12 protein-coding genes are annotated in these 14,615 nt (G+C 72.1%); 6 read left to right on the plus strand and 6 right to left on the minus strand.

Annotation, left to right across the window (positions count from 1 at the left end; all coding sequences use genetic code 11):
• Window positions 1–162: 162 nt before the first annotated feature.
• Entirely contained in the window at window positions 163–1,176 is a 1,014-nt protein-coding gene (locus GSY65_RS31540; RefSeq protein ID WP_201452863.1) for a bile acid:sodium symporter family protein, read from the plus strand.
• On the opposite strand, the gene GSY65_RS31545 is transcribed toward GSY65_RS31540, so the two are convergent.
• The 6 genes from GSY65_RS31545 to GSY65_RS31570 form a co-directional block, all read right to left on the minus strand.
• Entirely contained in the window at window positions 1,115–2,350 is a 1,236-nt protein-coding gene (locus tag GSY65_RS31545) for a hypothetical protein (RefSeq protein WP_159774951.1), read from the minus strand. The genes GSY65_RS31540 and GSY65_RS31545 overlap by 62 nt on opposite strands.
• A 161-nt stretch (window positions 2,351–2,511) precedes the next feature.
• Window positions 2,512–3,378, minus strand: a complete 867-nt coding sequence (gene fdhD, locus GSY65_RS31550) for a formate dehydrogenase accessory sulfurtransferase FdhD (protein WP_159774953.1) — start codon at window positions 3,376–3,378, stop codon at window positions 2,512–2,514.
• 29 nt (window positions 3,379–3,407) lie between these two features.
• Entirely contained in the window at window positions 3,408–4,268 is an 861-nt protein-coding gene (locus GSY65_RS31555; RefSeq protein ID WP_159774955.1) for a 2Fe-2S iron-sulfur cluster-binding protein, read from the minus strand.
• The gene (locus GSY65_RS31560) at window positions 4,265–6,097 is read right to left on the minus strand and encodes an NAD(P)H-dependent oxidoreductase subunit E (RefSeq protein ID WP_159776597.1); all 1,833 of its coding nucleotides are present in this window, start codon (window positions 6,095–6,097) and stop codon (window positions 4,265–4,267) included. The genes GSY65_RS31555 and GSY65_RS31560 overlap by 4 nt, the downstream gene beginning before the upstream one ends.
• Before the next feature lie 5 nt (window positions 6,098–6,102).
• The gene (locus GSY65_RS31565; protein ID WP_159774957.1) at window positions 6,103–8,028 is read right to left on the minus strand and encodes a molybdopterin oxidoreductase family protein; all 1,926 of its coding nucleotides are present in this window, start codon (window positions 8,026–8,028) and stop codon (window positions 6,103–6,105) included.
• A 34-nt stretch (window positions 8,029–8,062) separates the two neighbouring features.
• Window positions 8,063–9,034, minus strand: coding sequence for a 2-dehydropantoate 2-reductase (locus GSY65_RS31570; protein WP_159774959.1), 972 nt, complete (start codon window positions 9,032–9,034; stop codon window positions 8,063–8,065).
• A gap of 273 nt (window positions 9,035–9,307) precedes the next feature.
• Between GSY65_RS31570 and GSY65_RS31575 the strand changes: the two genes are divergently transcribed.
• The 5 genes from GSY65_RS31575 (at window position 9,308) to GSY65_RS31590 (ending at window position 14,484) form a co-directional block, all read left to right on the plus strand.
• The gene (locus GSY65_RS31575) at window positions 9,308–10,642 is read left to right on the plus strand and encodes an OFA family MFS transporter (RefSeq protein WP_159774961.1); all 1,335 of its coding nucleotides are present in this window, start codon (window positions 9,308–9,310) and stop codon (window positions 10,640–10,642) included.
• Window positions 10,608–10,745, plus strand: a complete 138-nt coding sequence (locus GSY65_RS33430; protein ID WP_201452733.1) for an MFS transporter small subunit — start codon at window positions 10,608–10,610, stop codon at window positions 10,743–10,745. The genes GSY65_RS31575 and GSY65_RS33430 overlap by 35 nt, the downstream gene beginning before the upstream one ends.
• Before the next feature lie 150 nt (window positions 10,746–10,895).
• Complete coding sequence (locus tag GSY65_RS31580) at window positions 10,896–11,846, plus strand: beta-ketoacyl-ACP synthase III (RefSeq protein WP_159774963.1); 951 nt, start codon at window positions 10,896–10,898, stop codon at window positions 11,844–11,846.
• A gap of 170 nt (window positions 11,847–12,016) precedes the next feature.
• Window positions 12,017–12,694 (plus strand): GntR family transcriptional regulator, encoded by a 678-nt coding sequence (locus GSY65_RS31585; protein WP_201452734.1) that lies wholly within the window; start codon window positions 12,017–12,019, stop codon window positions 12,692–12,694.
• A gap of 608 nt (window positions 12,695–13,302) precedes the next feature.
• On the plus strand, window positions 13,303–14,484 hold the full coding sequence (locus GSY65_RS31590) for an ROK family transcriptional regulator (RefSeq protein WP_159774965.1): 1,182 nt from the start codon (window positions 13,303–13,305) through the stop codon (window positions 14,482–14,484).
• Window positions 14,485–14,615 lie beyond the last annotated feature (131 nt).

Here is a 14,615-nt window from a genome sequence, read left to right on the forward strand (position 1 = left end):
CCCTAGCTTCGGTCATCACGGAACGCGATGACAGTCAGAGCCGTATGACGGATTCCCGATCACGGGGCGGGAGAGGACGATGAAGAGGGGCCGTCCGGCCCCGTCGCACTTCCGATCGAAAGCACGTGGAGCACCGTGAATCGCCTGCGCCGGCCGAGTTCGATGCCGATCGACCCGTACGTCCTGCTGCTGCTCGGGACGGTGGGCCTCGCCGCGCTCCTCCCGGCGCGGGGCACGGCCGCCGAGGTCGCCTCCGGCGCGGCCACGGCCGCGATCGCGTTCTTGTTCTTCCTCTACGGAGCCCGGCTCTCCACCCGTGAGGCCCTGGACGGCCTGAAGCACTGGCGGCTGCATGTCACGGTCCTGGCCTGCACGTTCGTCGTCTTCCCACTGCTCGGGCTGGCCGCCCGGGGCCTCGAACCGGTGTTCCTGAGCCACTCCCTCTCCATGGGACTGCTCTTCCTCACCCTCGTCCCGTCGACCATCCAGTCGTCGATCGCGTTCACCTCGATGGCCCGCGGAAACGTTCCCGCCGCGATCTGCGCGGGCTCCTTCTCCTCCCTCGCCGGCATCGTCATCACCCCCCTGCTCGCGGCGAGCCTGCTCGGCGGCAGCGTGGGCGGCTTCTCCGCCGACGCGCTCTGGAAGATCGTGCTCCAGCTGCTGGTGCCGTTCGCCGCCGGGCAGCTCGCCCGCCGCTGGATCGGAGGCTTCGTCGCCCGGCACAAGCGGGTTCTCGGCCTCGTCGACCGCGCCTCGATCCTCCTCGTCGTCTACGTCGCGTTCAGCGAGGGCATGGTGCGCGGCATCTGGAGCCAGGTCAGTCCCCTGCGGCTCGGCGGACTGCTGGTCGTCGAGGCGGTGCTCCTCGCGGTGATGCTCACGCTCACCTGGTACGGGGCGAAGCTCCTGCGCTTCGGCCGGGCCGACCGGATCGCCATCCAGTTCGCCGGCTCGAAGAAGTCCCTCGCCTCCGGCCTGCCCATGGCGAGCGTCCTGTTCGGCGCCGAGGCGTCCCTCGCGCTGCTCCCGCTGATGCTGTTCCACCAGATGCAGCTCATGGTCTGCGCGGTCATCGCCAAGCGCCGCTCGCACGACCCCGAGGAGGCGGACGTCACGGAGCAGCCAGACGCAGCGACACGAACCGCGGTCGGTACAGGGACACGTCCCGCGTGATGTTCAGCTGCGCTGCCGCCGCGTTCGCGTCCAGCCAGTTGACGTCGTAGCTGAGGACCAGCCGACCGCCGCCGACCGCCTCGTGCACCTGCGGGTTGTACGCCGCGACCCCGTCCCCCGGCAGCGGCGGGCCGAACCCCTTCGTGGGCCCGTGCCAGGGGCCGGTGGGGGAGCAGGCCCAGTACGTGGTGACGGTCGTCAGGCCCTCGGTCCCGGCGGCCATCGTGAACAGCACATAGGTGCGCCCGTCCCGGACGACGCCGAAGGCGCTGCCGACGCCCTTGTCCTCCCCGTCGCCCAGTACCGCAGCCGGCCGCCCCCGCACCGTCCACCGCGTGCCGTCCCAGTACTCCCACGCGCCCGGTTCCCCGAGCCTGCCGCGCGGCACCCGGGCCACGTACGCGTGGGAGGTCGGCCGGGAGGCGGCCTGCGCGTCGGTGCCACCGAAGACGTACGTCCAGTCGCCCGCGTCGACGGCCGTCGTGCCGAACAGCACCCGCCGGGCGGGGTCGGCGACCGCCGTCTGGTCGAGGACCGTCGTGATCCCCTCCAGCCGCAGCGCGGGCAGCGACAGCGTGGCCACCTCGGTGGCCGTGGGCACTCCGTAGATCCAGGGCGACCGCCCCGCCGTACGCGTCCACAGCAGCACCCGGACTACCTTCTCGGCGGATCCGGGGGAGCGGGGTTCGACCCGCGCGGCCACCGGCCAGCGCCACCGCTGCGGGGCGGGGTCGGGGAAGACGGGGGCCGGGAGCGTGGACGCCGGCCGCCCCGAGGGGGACATGACGACGGCCGAGTTGCGCACCAGGGGCGTCGCGACGTCCCGCCAGGCCACGGACTCGCCGACCGGGTTGGGCGGCGGGTGCACCCGCCCCAGATAGGTGTCGGAGAACAGCCACAGCACCCGCCCGTCGGGCAGCCGCACCGAGTGGGTGCCGTCGCCGCCGGTCCAGTCGTCGGTGCGGGTCGCGTCGTCGCCGTAGCGGGCGAACTCGCCGGTCAGCGGTTCGTCCGGGGCCCAGTCCCGGACCGTGCGGGCCGTGCAGGCGCGGCCGTCCTCCCGGTCGTCGTCCGGGAGGACGGTGAGCAGCACGGCCGCGAGGGCGAGGACCAGCGCCAGGACGACGACCGGTCCCGCCCCCGTCCGCCGTGGTGCTCCCGCGTCGTCGGGCACGGAAGGGACGTTAGTGGCCCCGGTCCACCCGGTCCATGGGCAGCCACATGGCCCAACGACGCGCACCCGGCGCCGAACCGGCGGAGCCAACCGGCGGAGCCCTCGGCGCAGGGGGCGCTCCCCGCCGATGGGGCTCCGCCGCCGTGTCGCGGGGGAGCCGGTCAGCCGCCCTGCGCGGCCGTGGCGGGCAGGGCGATCCGGTGGTCACCCGCGTACACGTTCATGGAGGCTCCCCGCAGGAAGCCGACGAGGGTCAGCCCCGTCTCGGCGGCCAGGTCCACCGCCAGCGACGACGGCGCCGACACCGCCGCCAGGACCGGAATCCCGGCCATCACCGCCTTCTGCGCCAGTTCGAAGGAGGCCCGTCCCGACACCAGCAGCACGGCCCGCGACAGCGGCAGCGAACCGTTCTGCAGGGCCCGCCCGACAAGCTTGTCGACCGCGTTGTGCCGGCCCACGTCCTCCCGTACGTCGAGCAGTTCGCCGTCCTCGGTGAACAGGGCCGCCGCGTGCAGGCCCCCGGTCCGGTCGAAGACCCGCTGGGCCGCGCGGAGGCGGTCGGGGAGGGTCGCGAGGAGGGCGGGGTCGAGGCGGACCGGGGGAGCGTCACCGCCGTGCGTGTCGTCGACGGGCCAGCGGGCCGTCGTGCGGACCGCGTTCAGGGACGCCTTGCCGCACAGTCCGCAGGACGACGTGGTGTACACGTTGCGTTCGAGGGTGATGTCCGGGATCACCACCCCGGGGGTCGTCCGCACGTCCACCACGTTGTACGTGTTGGACCCGTCGGCCGTGGCGCCCGCGCAGTAGACGATGTTCTGCAGGTCGGACCGCTCGGCGAGGACACCCTCACTGACCAGGAACCCGGCGGCGAGCGCGAAGTCGTCACCGGGGGTGCGCATGGTGACCGCGAGGGGCTTGCCGTCGAGGCGGATCTCCAGCGGCTCCTCGGCGACGAGCGTGTCCGGGCGGGAGGAGACCGCCCCGTCCCGGATGCGGATCACGTTGCGTCGTTCCGTGACTCGTCCCATGTTCCTGCCCCTGTCCCGACCGGTGGTGATCAGTCCCGGTTCTGTACGTGCTGGTAGCCGAAGCGCCCCTTGATGCACAGGTTGCCGTGGGTCACCGGGTTGTCGTGCGGCGAGGTGACCTTCACGATCTCATTGTCCTGCACGTGGAGCGTGAGGTTGCAGCCCACTCCGCAGTACGCGCACACCGTGGTCGTCCGTGTCTGCGCCGCCTCGTCCCAGGTGCCGGCCGCCCGCATGTCGAACTCCGACTTGAAGGACAGCGCGCCCGTCGGGCACACCTCGACGCAGTTGCCGCAGTACACGCACGCCGAGTCGGTGAGCGGCCCGTCGTGCTCCACCGCGATCCTGGCGTCGAAACCGCGTCCGGTGACGGAGATGGCGAACGTGTTCTGCCACTGGTCCCCGCAGGCGTCCACGCACTTGTAGCAGAGGACGCACTTGCCGTAGTCGCGGACGTAGAGGTCGTTGTCGATCCGCGGTTCCTCGTTCAGACGGGCCGCGTCCGGGCCGAAGCGGTCCGGTTTCGCCTCGTACTCCTTGATCCATGCGGCGGCCTGCGGGGTCGTCGACAGGTCGACCGACGACGCGAGGAGTTCGAGGACCACCTTGCGGCTGTGCCGGGCCCGCTCGGTGTCGGTCCGCACCTCCATGCCGGGCTCGGCCCGGCGGGAGCAGGCGGGGACCAGCGTCCGCGCGCCCTCGACCTCCACCACGCAGACCCGGCAGGCGTTCCTCGGGGTGAGGGTGTCGCCCTGGCAGAGCGTCGGGATGTCCTTGCCGGCTGCCCGGCACGCGTCGAGGATCGTCGAGCCCTCCGGGACCCGGGCCTCCTCCCCGTCGAGGGTGAACTCCAGCAGCCGCCGCGGCACACCCAGCGGTATCACGGTCATGCGTACGCCCCCAGACGGTCGATGGCGGATTCCACGGCGTTCCACGCGGTCTGCCCCAGACCGCAGATGGAGGCGTCACGCAGGGCGCGGCCGACCTCCCTGAGCAGCGCGATGTCGTCGGCCGCGGCGGCTCCGGTCCGCTCCGCGATCCGGAGCAGTGCCTCCTCCTGCCGTACGGTCCCGACCCGGCAGGGCACGCACTGCCCGCAGGACTCGTCCCGGAAGAACGCGGCGATCCGCAGCAGCAGCCGGGGCAGCGGCACCGTGTCGTCGAAGGCCATGACCACGCCCGAGCCGAGCGTGGTGCCCGCCTCCCGCGTGCCCTCGAAGGTGAGCGGGATGTCCCGCTCGTCGGGCCGTACGAAGCCGCCCGCCGCGCCGCCCAGCAGGACCGCACGCAGCCGCTCCCGGACCCCGGCCAGCGCCAGCAGATCGCCCAGCGTCACACCGAACGGCAGTTCGTAGACTCCGGGCCGGTCCACCGCGCCCGACACGCAGAACAGCTTCGGTCCGGTGGACCGCCCGGTGCCGATCGCCGCGTACGCGGGGGCGCCCAGGGTGAGGATCGGCAGGACGTTCACCAGCGTCTCCACGTTGTTCGCCACCGTCGGCTTGCCGAACAGCCCCTTCTCCACGGGGAACGGCGGCTTGGAGCGCGGCTCGCCCCGGTGGCCCTCGATGGAGTTGAACAGCGCCGTCTCCTCACCGCAGACGTAGGCGCCCGCACCCCGGCGGATCTCGATGTCGAAGGCGTAGCCCTGGCCGAGGACGTCGTCACCGAGGAGCCCCCGGGCCCGCGCCTGCGCGATGGCGTGCTCCATGCGCCGCAGGGCGCGCGGGTACTCGCCGCGCAGATACAGGTACCCCCGGTGGGCGCCGGTCGCGTACGCCGCGATCGTCATCGCCTCGACCAGCGCGAACGGGTCGCCCTCCATCAGCACCCGGTCCTTGAAGGTGCCCGGCTCCGACTCGTCCGCGTTGCACACCAGGTAGTGCGGCCGGTCGGGCTGGGACGCCGTGGCCTGCCACTTCCGGCCGGTGGGGAAGGCGGCGCCGCCCCGCCCGACCAGCCCCGAGTCGGTCACCTCGCGGACGACCCCGGCCGGGCCCAGCTCGAACGCGCGGCGCAGCGCGGTGTAGCCGCCGTGGGCCCGGTAGTCGTCCAGGCTCGTCGGGTCCACGACACCGACCCGGCCCAGCAGGACGAGACCGTCCTGCCCCGCCTGGGGCACCGCCGTGACGGCCGGCGGTTCCTCGTCCGCCGAGTCGGGGGCGCTCCCCGCGAGCACGGCCGCCCCGACGGTCGCCGGCGCCGCCACCGCCGTACGCACCGGGTCCCCGGCCCTGATCGCGAGCGCGGCCGGTGCCCGCTCGCACAGCCCCAGGCACGGGCCGCGCTGCACGCTCACCCCGCTGCCGGGCCCCAGCCGTGCCTCGACGCCCGCGCACAGCTCCGCCGCGCCGGACGCCGCGCACGCCAGGTCCGTGCACACGTGGAGCACGGTGGCGGGGCGCGGCCGGACGGAGAACATCGCGTAGAACGTGGCCACGCCGTAGGCCTCGGCAGGCGGCACCGTCAGCCGTCGGCACAGGTAGTCCAGGGCGCCCCCGCTGATCCAGCCGACCCGGTCGTTGAGCGCGTGCAACCCCGGCAACAGCAGGTCACGGCGGTCCCGGGCCGCGCGGCCGCCGCGTGCCCACCGCAGGTCGGCGGCGTGCGTCTCGTCGCGGGCAGCGCCCTCCCAGGAGGACTGCGGCGGCCCGAGCAGCGCGTCGACGGCCGCCCGCTCCTCGTCGGTGGGTTCGCTGTCGCCGAAGTGCAGGTCCACTTGCGTCACCTCACGATGGTCGCGACGGGCAGCTTCTCGATCCGGATCGCCGACGCCTTGAACTCCGCCGTCCCCGCGATCGGGCAGTTCGCCTCGATCGTCAGCTGGTTGGTGTCCACCTCGTCGGGGAAGTGCATGGTCATGAAGGCGAGGCCGGGCCGCAGCGCCAGGTCGATCCAGACGGGCGCCAGCACCGACCCGCGCCGTGAGGACACCCGGACCTCCTCGCCGACCATGACGCCGTAGCGCTCCGCGTCCTCCGGGCACAGCTCGATGTACTCGCCGCGCCGCAGCGGCGAGGCGAAACCGCCGCTCTGCACCCCGGTGTTGTACGAGTCGAGCCGTCGCCCGGTGGTCAGCCGGATCGGGTACTCCTCGTCGGTCAGGTCGACCGGGGGATCGTGCCGGACGATCCCGAACGGCGCGGGCCTGCCCCGGCGTCGCGGGTCCGGGTCCCACAACCGGCCGTGCAGATAGCTCGGTTCGAGACGGTCGGTGCTGGGGCAGGGCCACTGGATGCCCTGGTGCTCCTCCAGCCGTTCGTACGTCATGCCGTGGTGGTCCGGCGACACCGACCGCAGCTCGTTCCAGACGGCCTCGGCGTCGGCGTACTTCCACGGGTGGCCGAGCCGGGTGGCGAGGTCGCAGAGGATGTCGATGTCCTCGCGGGCCTCACCGGGCGGGGTGAGCGCCCTGCGGACCCGCTGGACCCGCCGTTCGCTGTTGGTGGTCGTGCCGTCCGTCTCCGCCCACCCGGCGGTCGCGGGCAGCACCACGTCCGCCAACTGGGCCGTCTTCGTCAGGAAGATGTCCTGGACGACGAGGAAGTCCAGCTGCCGCATGCGGCGTACGGCCTGCTCGCTGTCGGCCTCCGACTGCGCCGGGTTCTCCCCGATGCAGTACACGGCCTTCAGCGAGCCCTCCTCCATCGCCTCGAACATCTCCGTCAGGTTCAGCCCGTGGTGCGGCTGGATGACGGTGTCCCACGCCGACTCGAACTTCAGCCGGGTGGCGGGGTCGAGGATGTCCTGGAAGCCGGGCAGCCGGTTGGGGATCGCCCCCATGTCGCCGCCGCCCTGCACGTTGTTCTGGCCGCGCAGCGGCTGAAGCCCTGATGCGTAGCGGCCGACGTGGCCGGTCAGCAGCGACAGGTTGATCAGCGCCCGTACGTTGTCGGTGCCGTTGTGGTGCTCGGTGATCCCGAGGGTCCAGCACAGCTGGGCGCGCTCGGCGCGGGCGTACGCGTGCGCCAGTTCCCTGATGGCGGCGGCCGGCACCCCGGTCACCTTCTCGGCGAGGGACGGCGTCCACGGTTCGACGAGCGCGCGGTACTCCTCGAAGCCGGTGGTCGCCCGCGCGATGAACGCCTCGTTGGCGAGGCCCGCGTGGATGATCTCGCGACCGATGGCGTGGGCCATCGGGATGTCCGTGCCGACGTTCAGACCGAGCCAGCTCTCCGCCCACTCGGCGGTGGACGTCCGCCGCGGGTCGACCGCGTACATCCGGGCGCCGTTCCGGATCCCCCTCAGCACGTGCTGGAAGAAGATCGGGTGGGCGAAGCGCGCGTTGGAGCCCCACATCACGATGAGGTCGGTGTGCTCGACCTCCTCGTAGGAGGAGGTCCCGCCGCCCGAGCCGAAGGCCGCGGACAGCCCGGCGACGCTCGGCGCGTGACAGGTGCGGTTGCAGGAGTCCACGTTGTTGGTGCCCATGACGACCCGGGCGAACTTCTGCGCCACGTAGTTCATCTCGTTGGTGGCGCGGGCGCAGGAGAACATGCCGAACGCGCCCCGGTTGCGGGCGAGGCCGCGGGCGGCGCGGTCCAGCGCCTCCTCCCAGCCGGCCCGCCGGAACGGCTCGTCGCGGGAGTCGCGGACGAGGGGGTGGGTGAGCCGGGTGTAGGTCTTCGGGCTTCGGTCGCGTTTCCTCATCGGCCTTCCCCTGAGCTCGTGCCGCGCTCGGAGGTCATGCCGCGCTCCGGAGCGCGAGCAGGTCCGAGAGGGCGTGGACGGTACGGAGTGTGGGCACCTCGACGCCGGTGACGTCCGCCAACTCGACGACGGCGGCGAGGAGTACGTCGAGTTCCAGCGGTCTGCCGCGCTCCAGGTCCTGGAGGGTGGAGGTGCGGTGGTCGCCGACGCGTTCGGCGCCGGCCATCCGCCGCTCGATGGACACGCCGACCGCGCAGCCGAGGGCCTCGGCGACGGCGAGCGTCTCGGCCATCATCGTCTCGATGACCCTGCGGGTGCCGCCGTGCCGGCACATCTGCCGCATGGTCGCGCGGGCCAGGGCACTGATGGGGTTGAACGAGATGTTGCCGAGCAGCTTGACCCAGACGTCGCCGCGGATGTCCGGTTCCACCGGGCACTTCAGGCCGCCCGCCACCATGGCCTCGCCGAACGCCCGGCAGCGCGCCGAGACGCTCCGGTCGGGTTCGCCGACGGAGAACCGGGTGCCCTCCAAGTGCCGTACGACGCCGGGCCCTTCCAGTTCGGTCGCGGCGTAGACGACACACCCGACGGCCCGCTCGGGCGCGAGCACCGCACTGACCGCGCCGCCGGGGTCCACGCTCTCCAGGCGGTGCCCGTCGTGCGGGCCGCCGTGCCGGTGGAAGTACCACCAGGGGATGCCGTTCTGGGCGGCGACCACCGCCGTGGTGTCGTGCAGCAAGGGCTCGATCAGCGGCCCGCACGCCGCGTACGAGTGGGCCTTGAGGCCGAGGAAGACGAAGTCGACCGGGCCGATCTCGGCCGGGTCGTCGGTGGCGTGGGCGCGGGCGGTGAAGTCGCCGCGCGGACTGAGCACACGCACCCCGTCCCGCCTCATGGCCGCCAGATGCGGTCCACGGGCGACGAGATGCACATCGGCGCCCGCACGGTGGAGCGCGGCGCCGACATAGGCGCCGATCGCACCGGCACCGAGAACTGCGACTCTCATGGTGAGTGGAGCTCCGTTCGGTCGAGGGATACCGCGGAGATGACGCACTGCCGAAAGCTGTCGACGAAATATTGTCTACAGTATGGAAGTTGACCCAGCAAGGGGTCGCGCAACGACCGGGCAAGACGCTGCCCGGCCACGATCGCCGGCGAGGTGGCCGGGACCCGCCACCGGAGCCCCACCGACCGTTCGGCGCGCGCCGCATACCGTTCACCGCATACGGTCGACGTGCCGCCTTCTCAACTCCCTTGTCACTCCTTACCGTCCGGGATCATGAGTCCCCCCGTCGCGCCCGTGGGCTGGAGCCGCTGGCTCGTTCCCCCCGCCGCCCTCTCGGTCCATCTCTCCATCGGACAGGCCTACGCCTGGAGCGTGTTCAAGCCACCGCTCGAATCCGCGCTCGGTCTCAGCGGCACCCAGAGCGCGCTGCCCTTCCAGCTCGGCATCGTCATGCTGGGGCTGTCCGCCGCGTTCGGCGGGACGCTCGTCGAGCGCAACGGGCCGCGCTGGGCCATGACCGTGGCCCTGGTCTGCTTCTCCTCCGGTTTCCTGATCGCCTCGCTGGGCGCGGCCACCGAGCAGTACTGGCTGATCGTCCTCGGCTACGGCTTCGTCGGCGGCATCGGCCTCGGCATCGGCTACATCTCGCCCGTCTCCACGCTGATCAAGTGGTTCCCGGACCGGCCCGGCATGGCCACCGGCATCGCCATCATGGGCTTCGGCGGCGGCGCGCTGATCGCCTCGCCGTGGTCCGCGCAGATGCTGGAGTCCTTCGGCGCCGACTCCTCCGGTATCGCCGTCGCCTTCCTCGTCCACGGCCTGACCTACGCCGTGTTCATGACGCTCGGGGTGCTGCTCGTGCGGGTGCCGCACGGCGAGAAGCCCGTCAGCGGCGGACCGGGCGCCTTCGAGGGGCCGCAGGTCTCGGCCCGCGACGCCCTCCGCACCCCGCAGTTCTGGTGCCTGTGGGTCATCCTCTGCATGAACGTGTCCGCGGGCATCGGCATCCTGGAGAAGGCCGCCCCGATGATCACGGACTTCTTCGCCGAGTCCTCCACCCCGGTCTCCGCCGGCGCGGCGGCGGGCTTCGTGGCACTGCTGTCGGCGGCCAACATGGCGGGCCGCATCACCTGGTCGTCCACCTCCGACCTGATCGGACGCAAGAACATCTACCGCGTCTACCTCGGGGTCGGTGCCCTGATGTACCTGCTCATCGCGCAGTTCGGCGACTCCTCCAAGCCGCTGTTCATCGGCTGCGCCCTGGTGATCCTCTCCTTCTACGGCGGTGGCTTCGCCACGGTCCCCGCCTATCTGAAGGACCTCTTCGGCACCTACCAGGTCGGTGCCATCCACGGCCGGCTGCTCACCGCCTGGTCCACTGCCGGCGTCCTCGGTCCGCTGATCGTCAACTGGATCGCCGACCGCCAGGAGGAGGCGGGCAAGAGCGGCCCCGACCTCTACGGCACGTCCTTCTTCATCATGATCGGCCTGCTCGTCGTCGGCTTCGTCGCCAACGAACTGGTCCGGCCCGTCCACCCCCGCTTCCACATCCCCGCCCCGAGGGAGGCCGCCGATGCCGTCCAGCGACAGCAGCCCGAATCAGCCTGACCGGCGCCCGCTGATCGTCCTCGCCTGGCTGTGGGTGGGGGTGCCGCTCGCCTACGGGCTGTACGAACTCGTACGAAAGGCCACGCAACTGTTCACCGCATGACTGCTCGGTCGAGTACGTGGATGTCCAGAGGTCTGACAGAAGCCCACAACATGGGTTCGTCTTTACTGTCGCCTCACTCGCCCTCCTACCCGTGAGTCACTGCGCAGACTGGTGAATCCCGCTGACCACAGGCTACGAGGGGGAACACCCATGATCGGCTCGCGCATCGCCGCCGTCGGCCACTACCAGCCCGCCAAGGTGCTCACCAACGAGGACCTGGCGGGCATGGTCGACACCAGTGACGAGTGGATCACGAGCCGTGTGGGCATCCGCACCCGGCACATCGCCGGCCCCGACGAACCCGTCGACGAACTCGCCGGGCACGCCGCCGCCAAGGCGCTCGCCGCGGCCGGCCTCACCGCCGCCGACATCGACCTCGTGGTGGTCGCCACCTCCACGGCCGTCGACCGGTCCCCGAACATGGCCGCCCGGGTCGCGCACCGGCTCGGCATCCCCTCCCCGGCGGCGATGGACGTCAACGTCGTCTGCGCCGGCTTCACCCACGCCCTCGCCACCGCCGACCACGCCGTCCGCGCGGGCGCGGCCACCCGGGCGCTCGTCATCGGCGCCGACAAGATGTCCGAGGTGACGGACTGGAGCGACCGTACGACCTGTGTGCTCGTCGGGGACGGCGCGGGCGCCGCCGTCGTCGAGGCGGCCGACCCCGCGGCCGGGGCGCCCGGCATCGGGCCGGTGCTGTGGGGCTCGGTGCCCGAGATGGGGCACGCGGTCCGGATCGAGGGGACGCCCGCGCGGTTCGCGCAGGAGGGGCAGAGCGTCTACCGCTGGGCCACCACCAAGCTGCCGCCCATCGCCCGCGCCGCCTGCGAGAAGGCCGGGCTCACCCCCGCCGACCTCGCCGCGGTCGTCCTGCACCAGGCGAACCTGCGCATCATCGAGCCGCTCGCCGGGAAGATCGGCGCCGTCAACGCCGTCGTCGCCCGGGACGTCACCGAGTCCGGCAACACCTCGGCCGCGAGTATCCCGCTCGCCTTCTCCAAGCTCGTCGAACGCGGCGAGATCTCCAGCGGCGACCCCGTGCTGCTGTTCGGCTTCGGCGGGAACCTCTCCTACGCCGGACAGGTCGTCCGCTGCCCCTGAGCACCGCCCCGGTGCTGATGTGACGCGACAGACGCGTCAACTCCCTGGCCGCGAGGGCTCGTAGACTGTAGACGAAAGACAATCCATACTGGTTGTTGACCTCGACTTTCCCGTACGGGCCGTTGACTTTCCGTGTGCGGTACACCCAGTGGTGCTCTGGAGGGGGACCGATGTTGTCGACAGGACTGCCGCAAGGGGCCGTGCCCAAGCTCGAACGTCCCGGCCCGCTGCGCGACCGCGTCTACGAAGCCCTGCTCGAACTGATCACCACCCGCGCCCTGCGTCCCGGCCAGCACCTGGTCGAGAGCGAACTCGCCGGCCACCTCGGGGTGTCCCGGCAGCCTGTTCGCGAGGCCCTCCAGCGGCTGAACACCGAGGGCTGGGTCGACCTGCGGCCCGCGCAGGGCGCGTTCGTGCACGAGCCGACGGAGGAGGAGGCCGACCAGCTCCTCACCGTCCGCACCCTGCTGGAGGCGGAGGCGGCGCGCCTCGCCGCGGCGAACGCCGGCACGGCGGGCATCACGGCGCTGGAGGAACTCTGCGCGGAGGGTGAGCGGGCCGTCGACGCGGACGACGTGGACGCCGCCGTCGCGATGAACGCCCGCTTCCACACGAAGGTCATGGAGCTCGCCGGCAACGCGGTCCTCGCCGAACTCGCCGCCCAGGTCGACCGCCGCGTCCGCTGGTACTACACACCGGTCGCCCGGCAGCGCGGCCACCAGTCGTGGATCGAGCACCGCGCACTGATCGCGGCGATCTCGGACCGCGACGAACAGCGGGCGACGGAGGTCATGCGGGCCCACACGGAGCACACGCGGAAGACCTACCACGAGCGACCCCGGTCGTAGTGCCGGGCCAGGACCCCGGACCCGACAGGTCGAACGTGGCGACGCCCCCGTTGCCGAGGGCCACCAGGGCGCCGGGGCCGGCGAAGTCGACGTGGACGTCGACGACTTCGCCGTGGAGATCGATGCCGGCGAGCGCACGGCAGTCGACGCCGTCGGTCCTGCGCCGCGACCTTCCCCCCGTCCGGTGTACACGGTGGCGTGGAGTGGGTCGCGCCCGGCGGCGAGGGAACCGGTGCCCTCGGCGATCGGCGTGACCGGGCGGTACCGGCCCCACCGAGGGTTTCCGAAGGTGTTCCCGCACGCCGCAGGGGCTCATGAGGCTTTCGCTCCGTCCCTGCCGGTTTCGTCTGCCCGTCCGAGGCCGCGTACCCAGCAAACCGCCCTGACCTGGGTCGACTTGCCGCTCTGTGATCAGGGGAGTCCGAGATGCGGCGGTGACGGAGCGCTTCTTTGTCCTGCGAGTGGGGAAAGTTGGCGTCAATCTGTGCCGGACTTCTTCCCAGACGTGGTGTCCGCTGCTACGTTCCCTGCGAAAGCACGCCACCCAGAGGTGGCCGGAACCCAGCGCGACACAGGCCGGTTGAGGCGGGGAGGGGCTCGTGAGGCGGATGACGGCTCGTCCCGCGAACGCGCACCAGGCACGGCTGCTGAAGCTGCTGCGGGACGGCGGACCCCACTCCCGCGCGCAGCTCGGTGACCGGATCGACCTCTCCCGGTCGAAGCTGGCCGTCGAGGTGGACCGGTTGCTGGAGACGGGTCTGGTCGTGGCCGACGGACTCGCCGCCTCGCGCGGCGGCCGGCGCTCGCACAACATCCGGCTCGCCCCCGGGCTCCGCTTCCTCGGCGTCGACATCGGCGCGACCTCGATCGATGTCGCCGTCACCAACGCCGAGTTGGAGATCCTCGGTCACATCAACCAGCCCATGGACGTCCGGGACGGCCCCGTCGCCGTCTTCGAGCAGGTCCTCTCCATGGCCGCCAAGCTGAGGGCCTCGGGGCTCGCGGAAGGGTTCGACGGCGCCGGCATCGGCGTCCCCGGACCGGTCCGCTTCCCCGAGGGCGTCCCGGTGGCCCCGCCGATCATGCCCGGCTGGGACGGTTTCCCGGTGCGCGAGGCGCTCAGCCAGGAACTCGGCTGCCCGGTGATGGTCGACAACGACGTGAACCTGATGGCGCTGGGGGAGCAGCACGCGGGCGTGGCCCGTTCCGTGGGCGACTTCCTCTGCGTCAAGATCGGCACCGGCATCGGCTGCGGCATCGTCGCCGGCGGTGAGGTCCACCGCGGGACGACGGGCAGCGCCGGCGACATCGGACACATCCTCGCCGTGCCGGACGGCCGCCCCTGCGCCTGCGGCAACCGGGGCTGCCTGGAAGCCCACTTCAGCGGCGCCGCGCTCGCCCGCGACGCCAAGGAGGCCGCCCAGCAGGGCCTCTCGGTGGAGCTGGCCTCCCGGCTGGAGGCCAGTGGCACCCTGACCGCCGTCGACGTCGCCGCCGCGGCCGCCGCCGGGGACGCCACCGCCCTGGACCTGATACGCGAGGGCGGCAACCGCACCGGCCAGGTCATCGCCGGACTCGTCAGTTTCTTCAACCCCGGCCTGGTGGTGATAGGCGGCGGGGTGACCGGCCTCGGCCACACCCTGCTCGCCGCCATACGCACCCAGGTCTACCGCCAGTCCCTGCCCCTCGCGACCGGCAACCTGCCCATCGTGCTGGGCGAGTTGGGGCCCACCGCCGGAGTCATCGGCGCGGCCCGCCTCATCAGCGACCACCTGTTCTCACCCGCGTAACCGCTCCGCACGGGGCGACCACCAGCACAGCGCTCTGCCCTGTTCCTGACCTGTCCCGGCCCACCCGCGCCCCACCTGCCCCACCCTGCTCAGCTCTGCTCTGCCCTGCCCGAACGCGCCTGCCCGCAGGC

Source organism: Streptomyces sp. HM190 (genome assembly GCF_009857135.1).
Lineage (GTDB): Bacteria > Actinomycetota > Actinomycetes > Streptomycetales > Streptomycetaceae > Streptomyces > Streptomyces heilongjiangensis.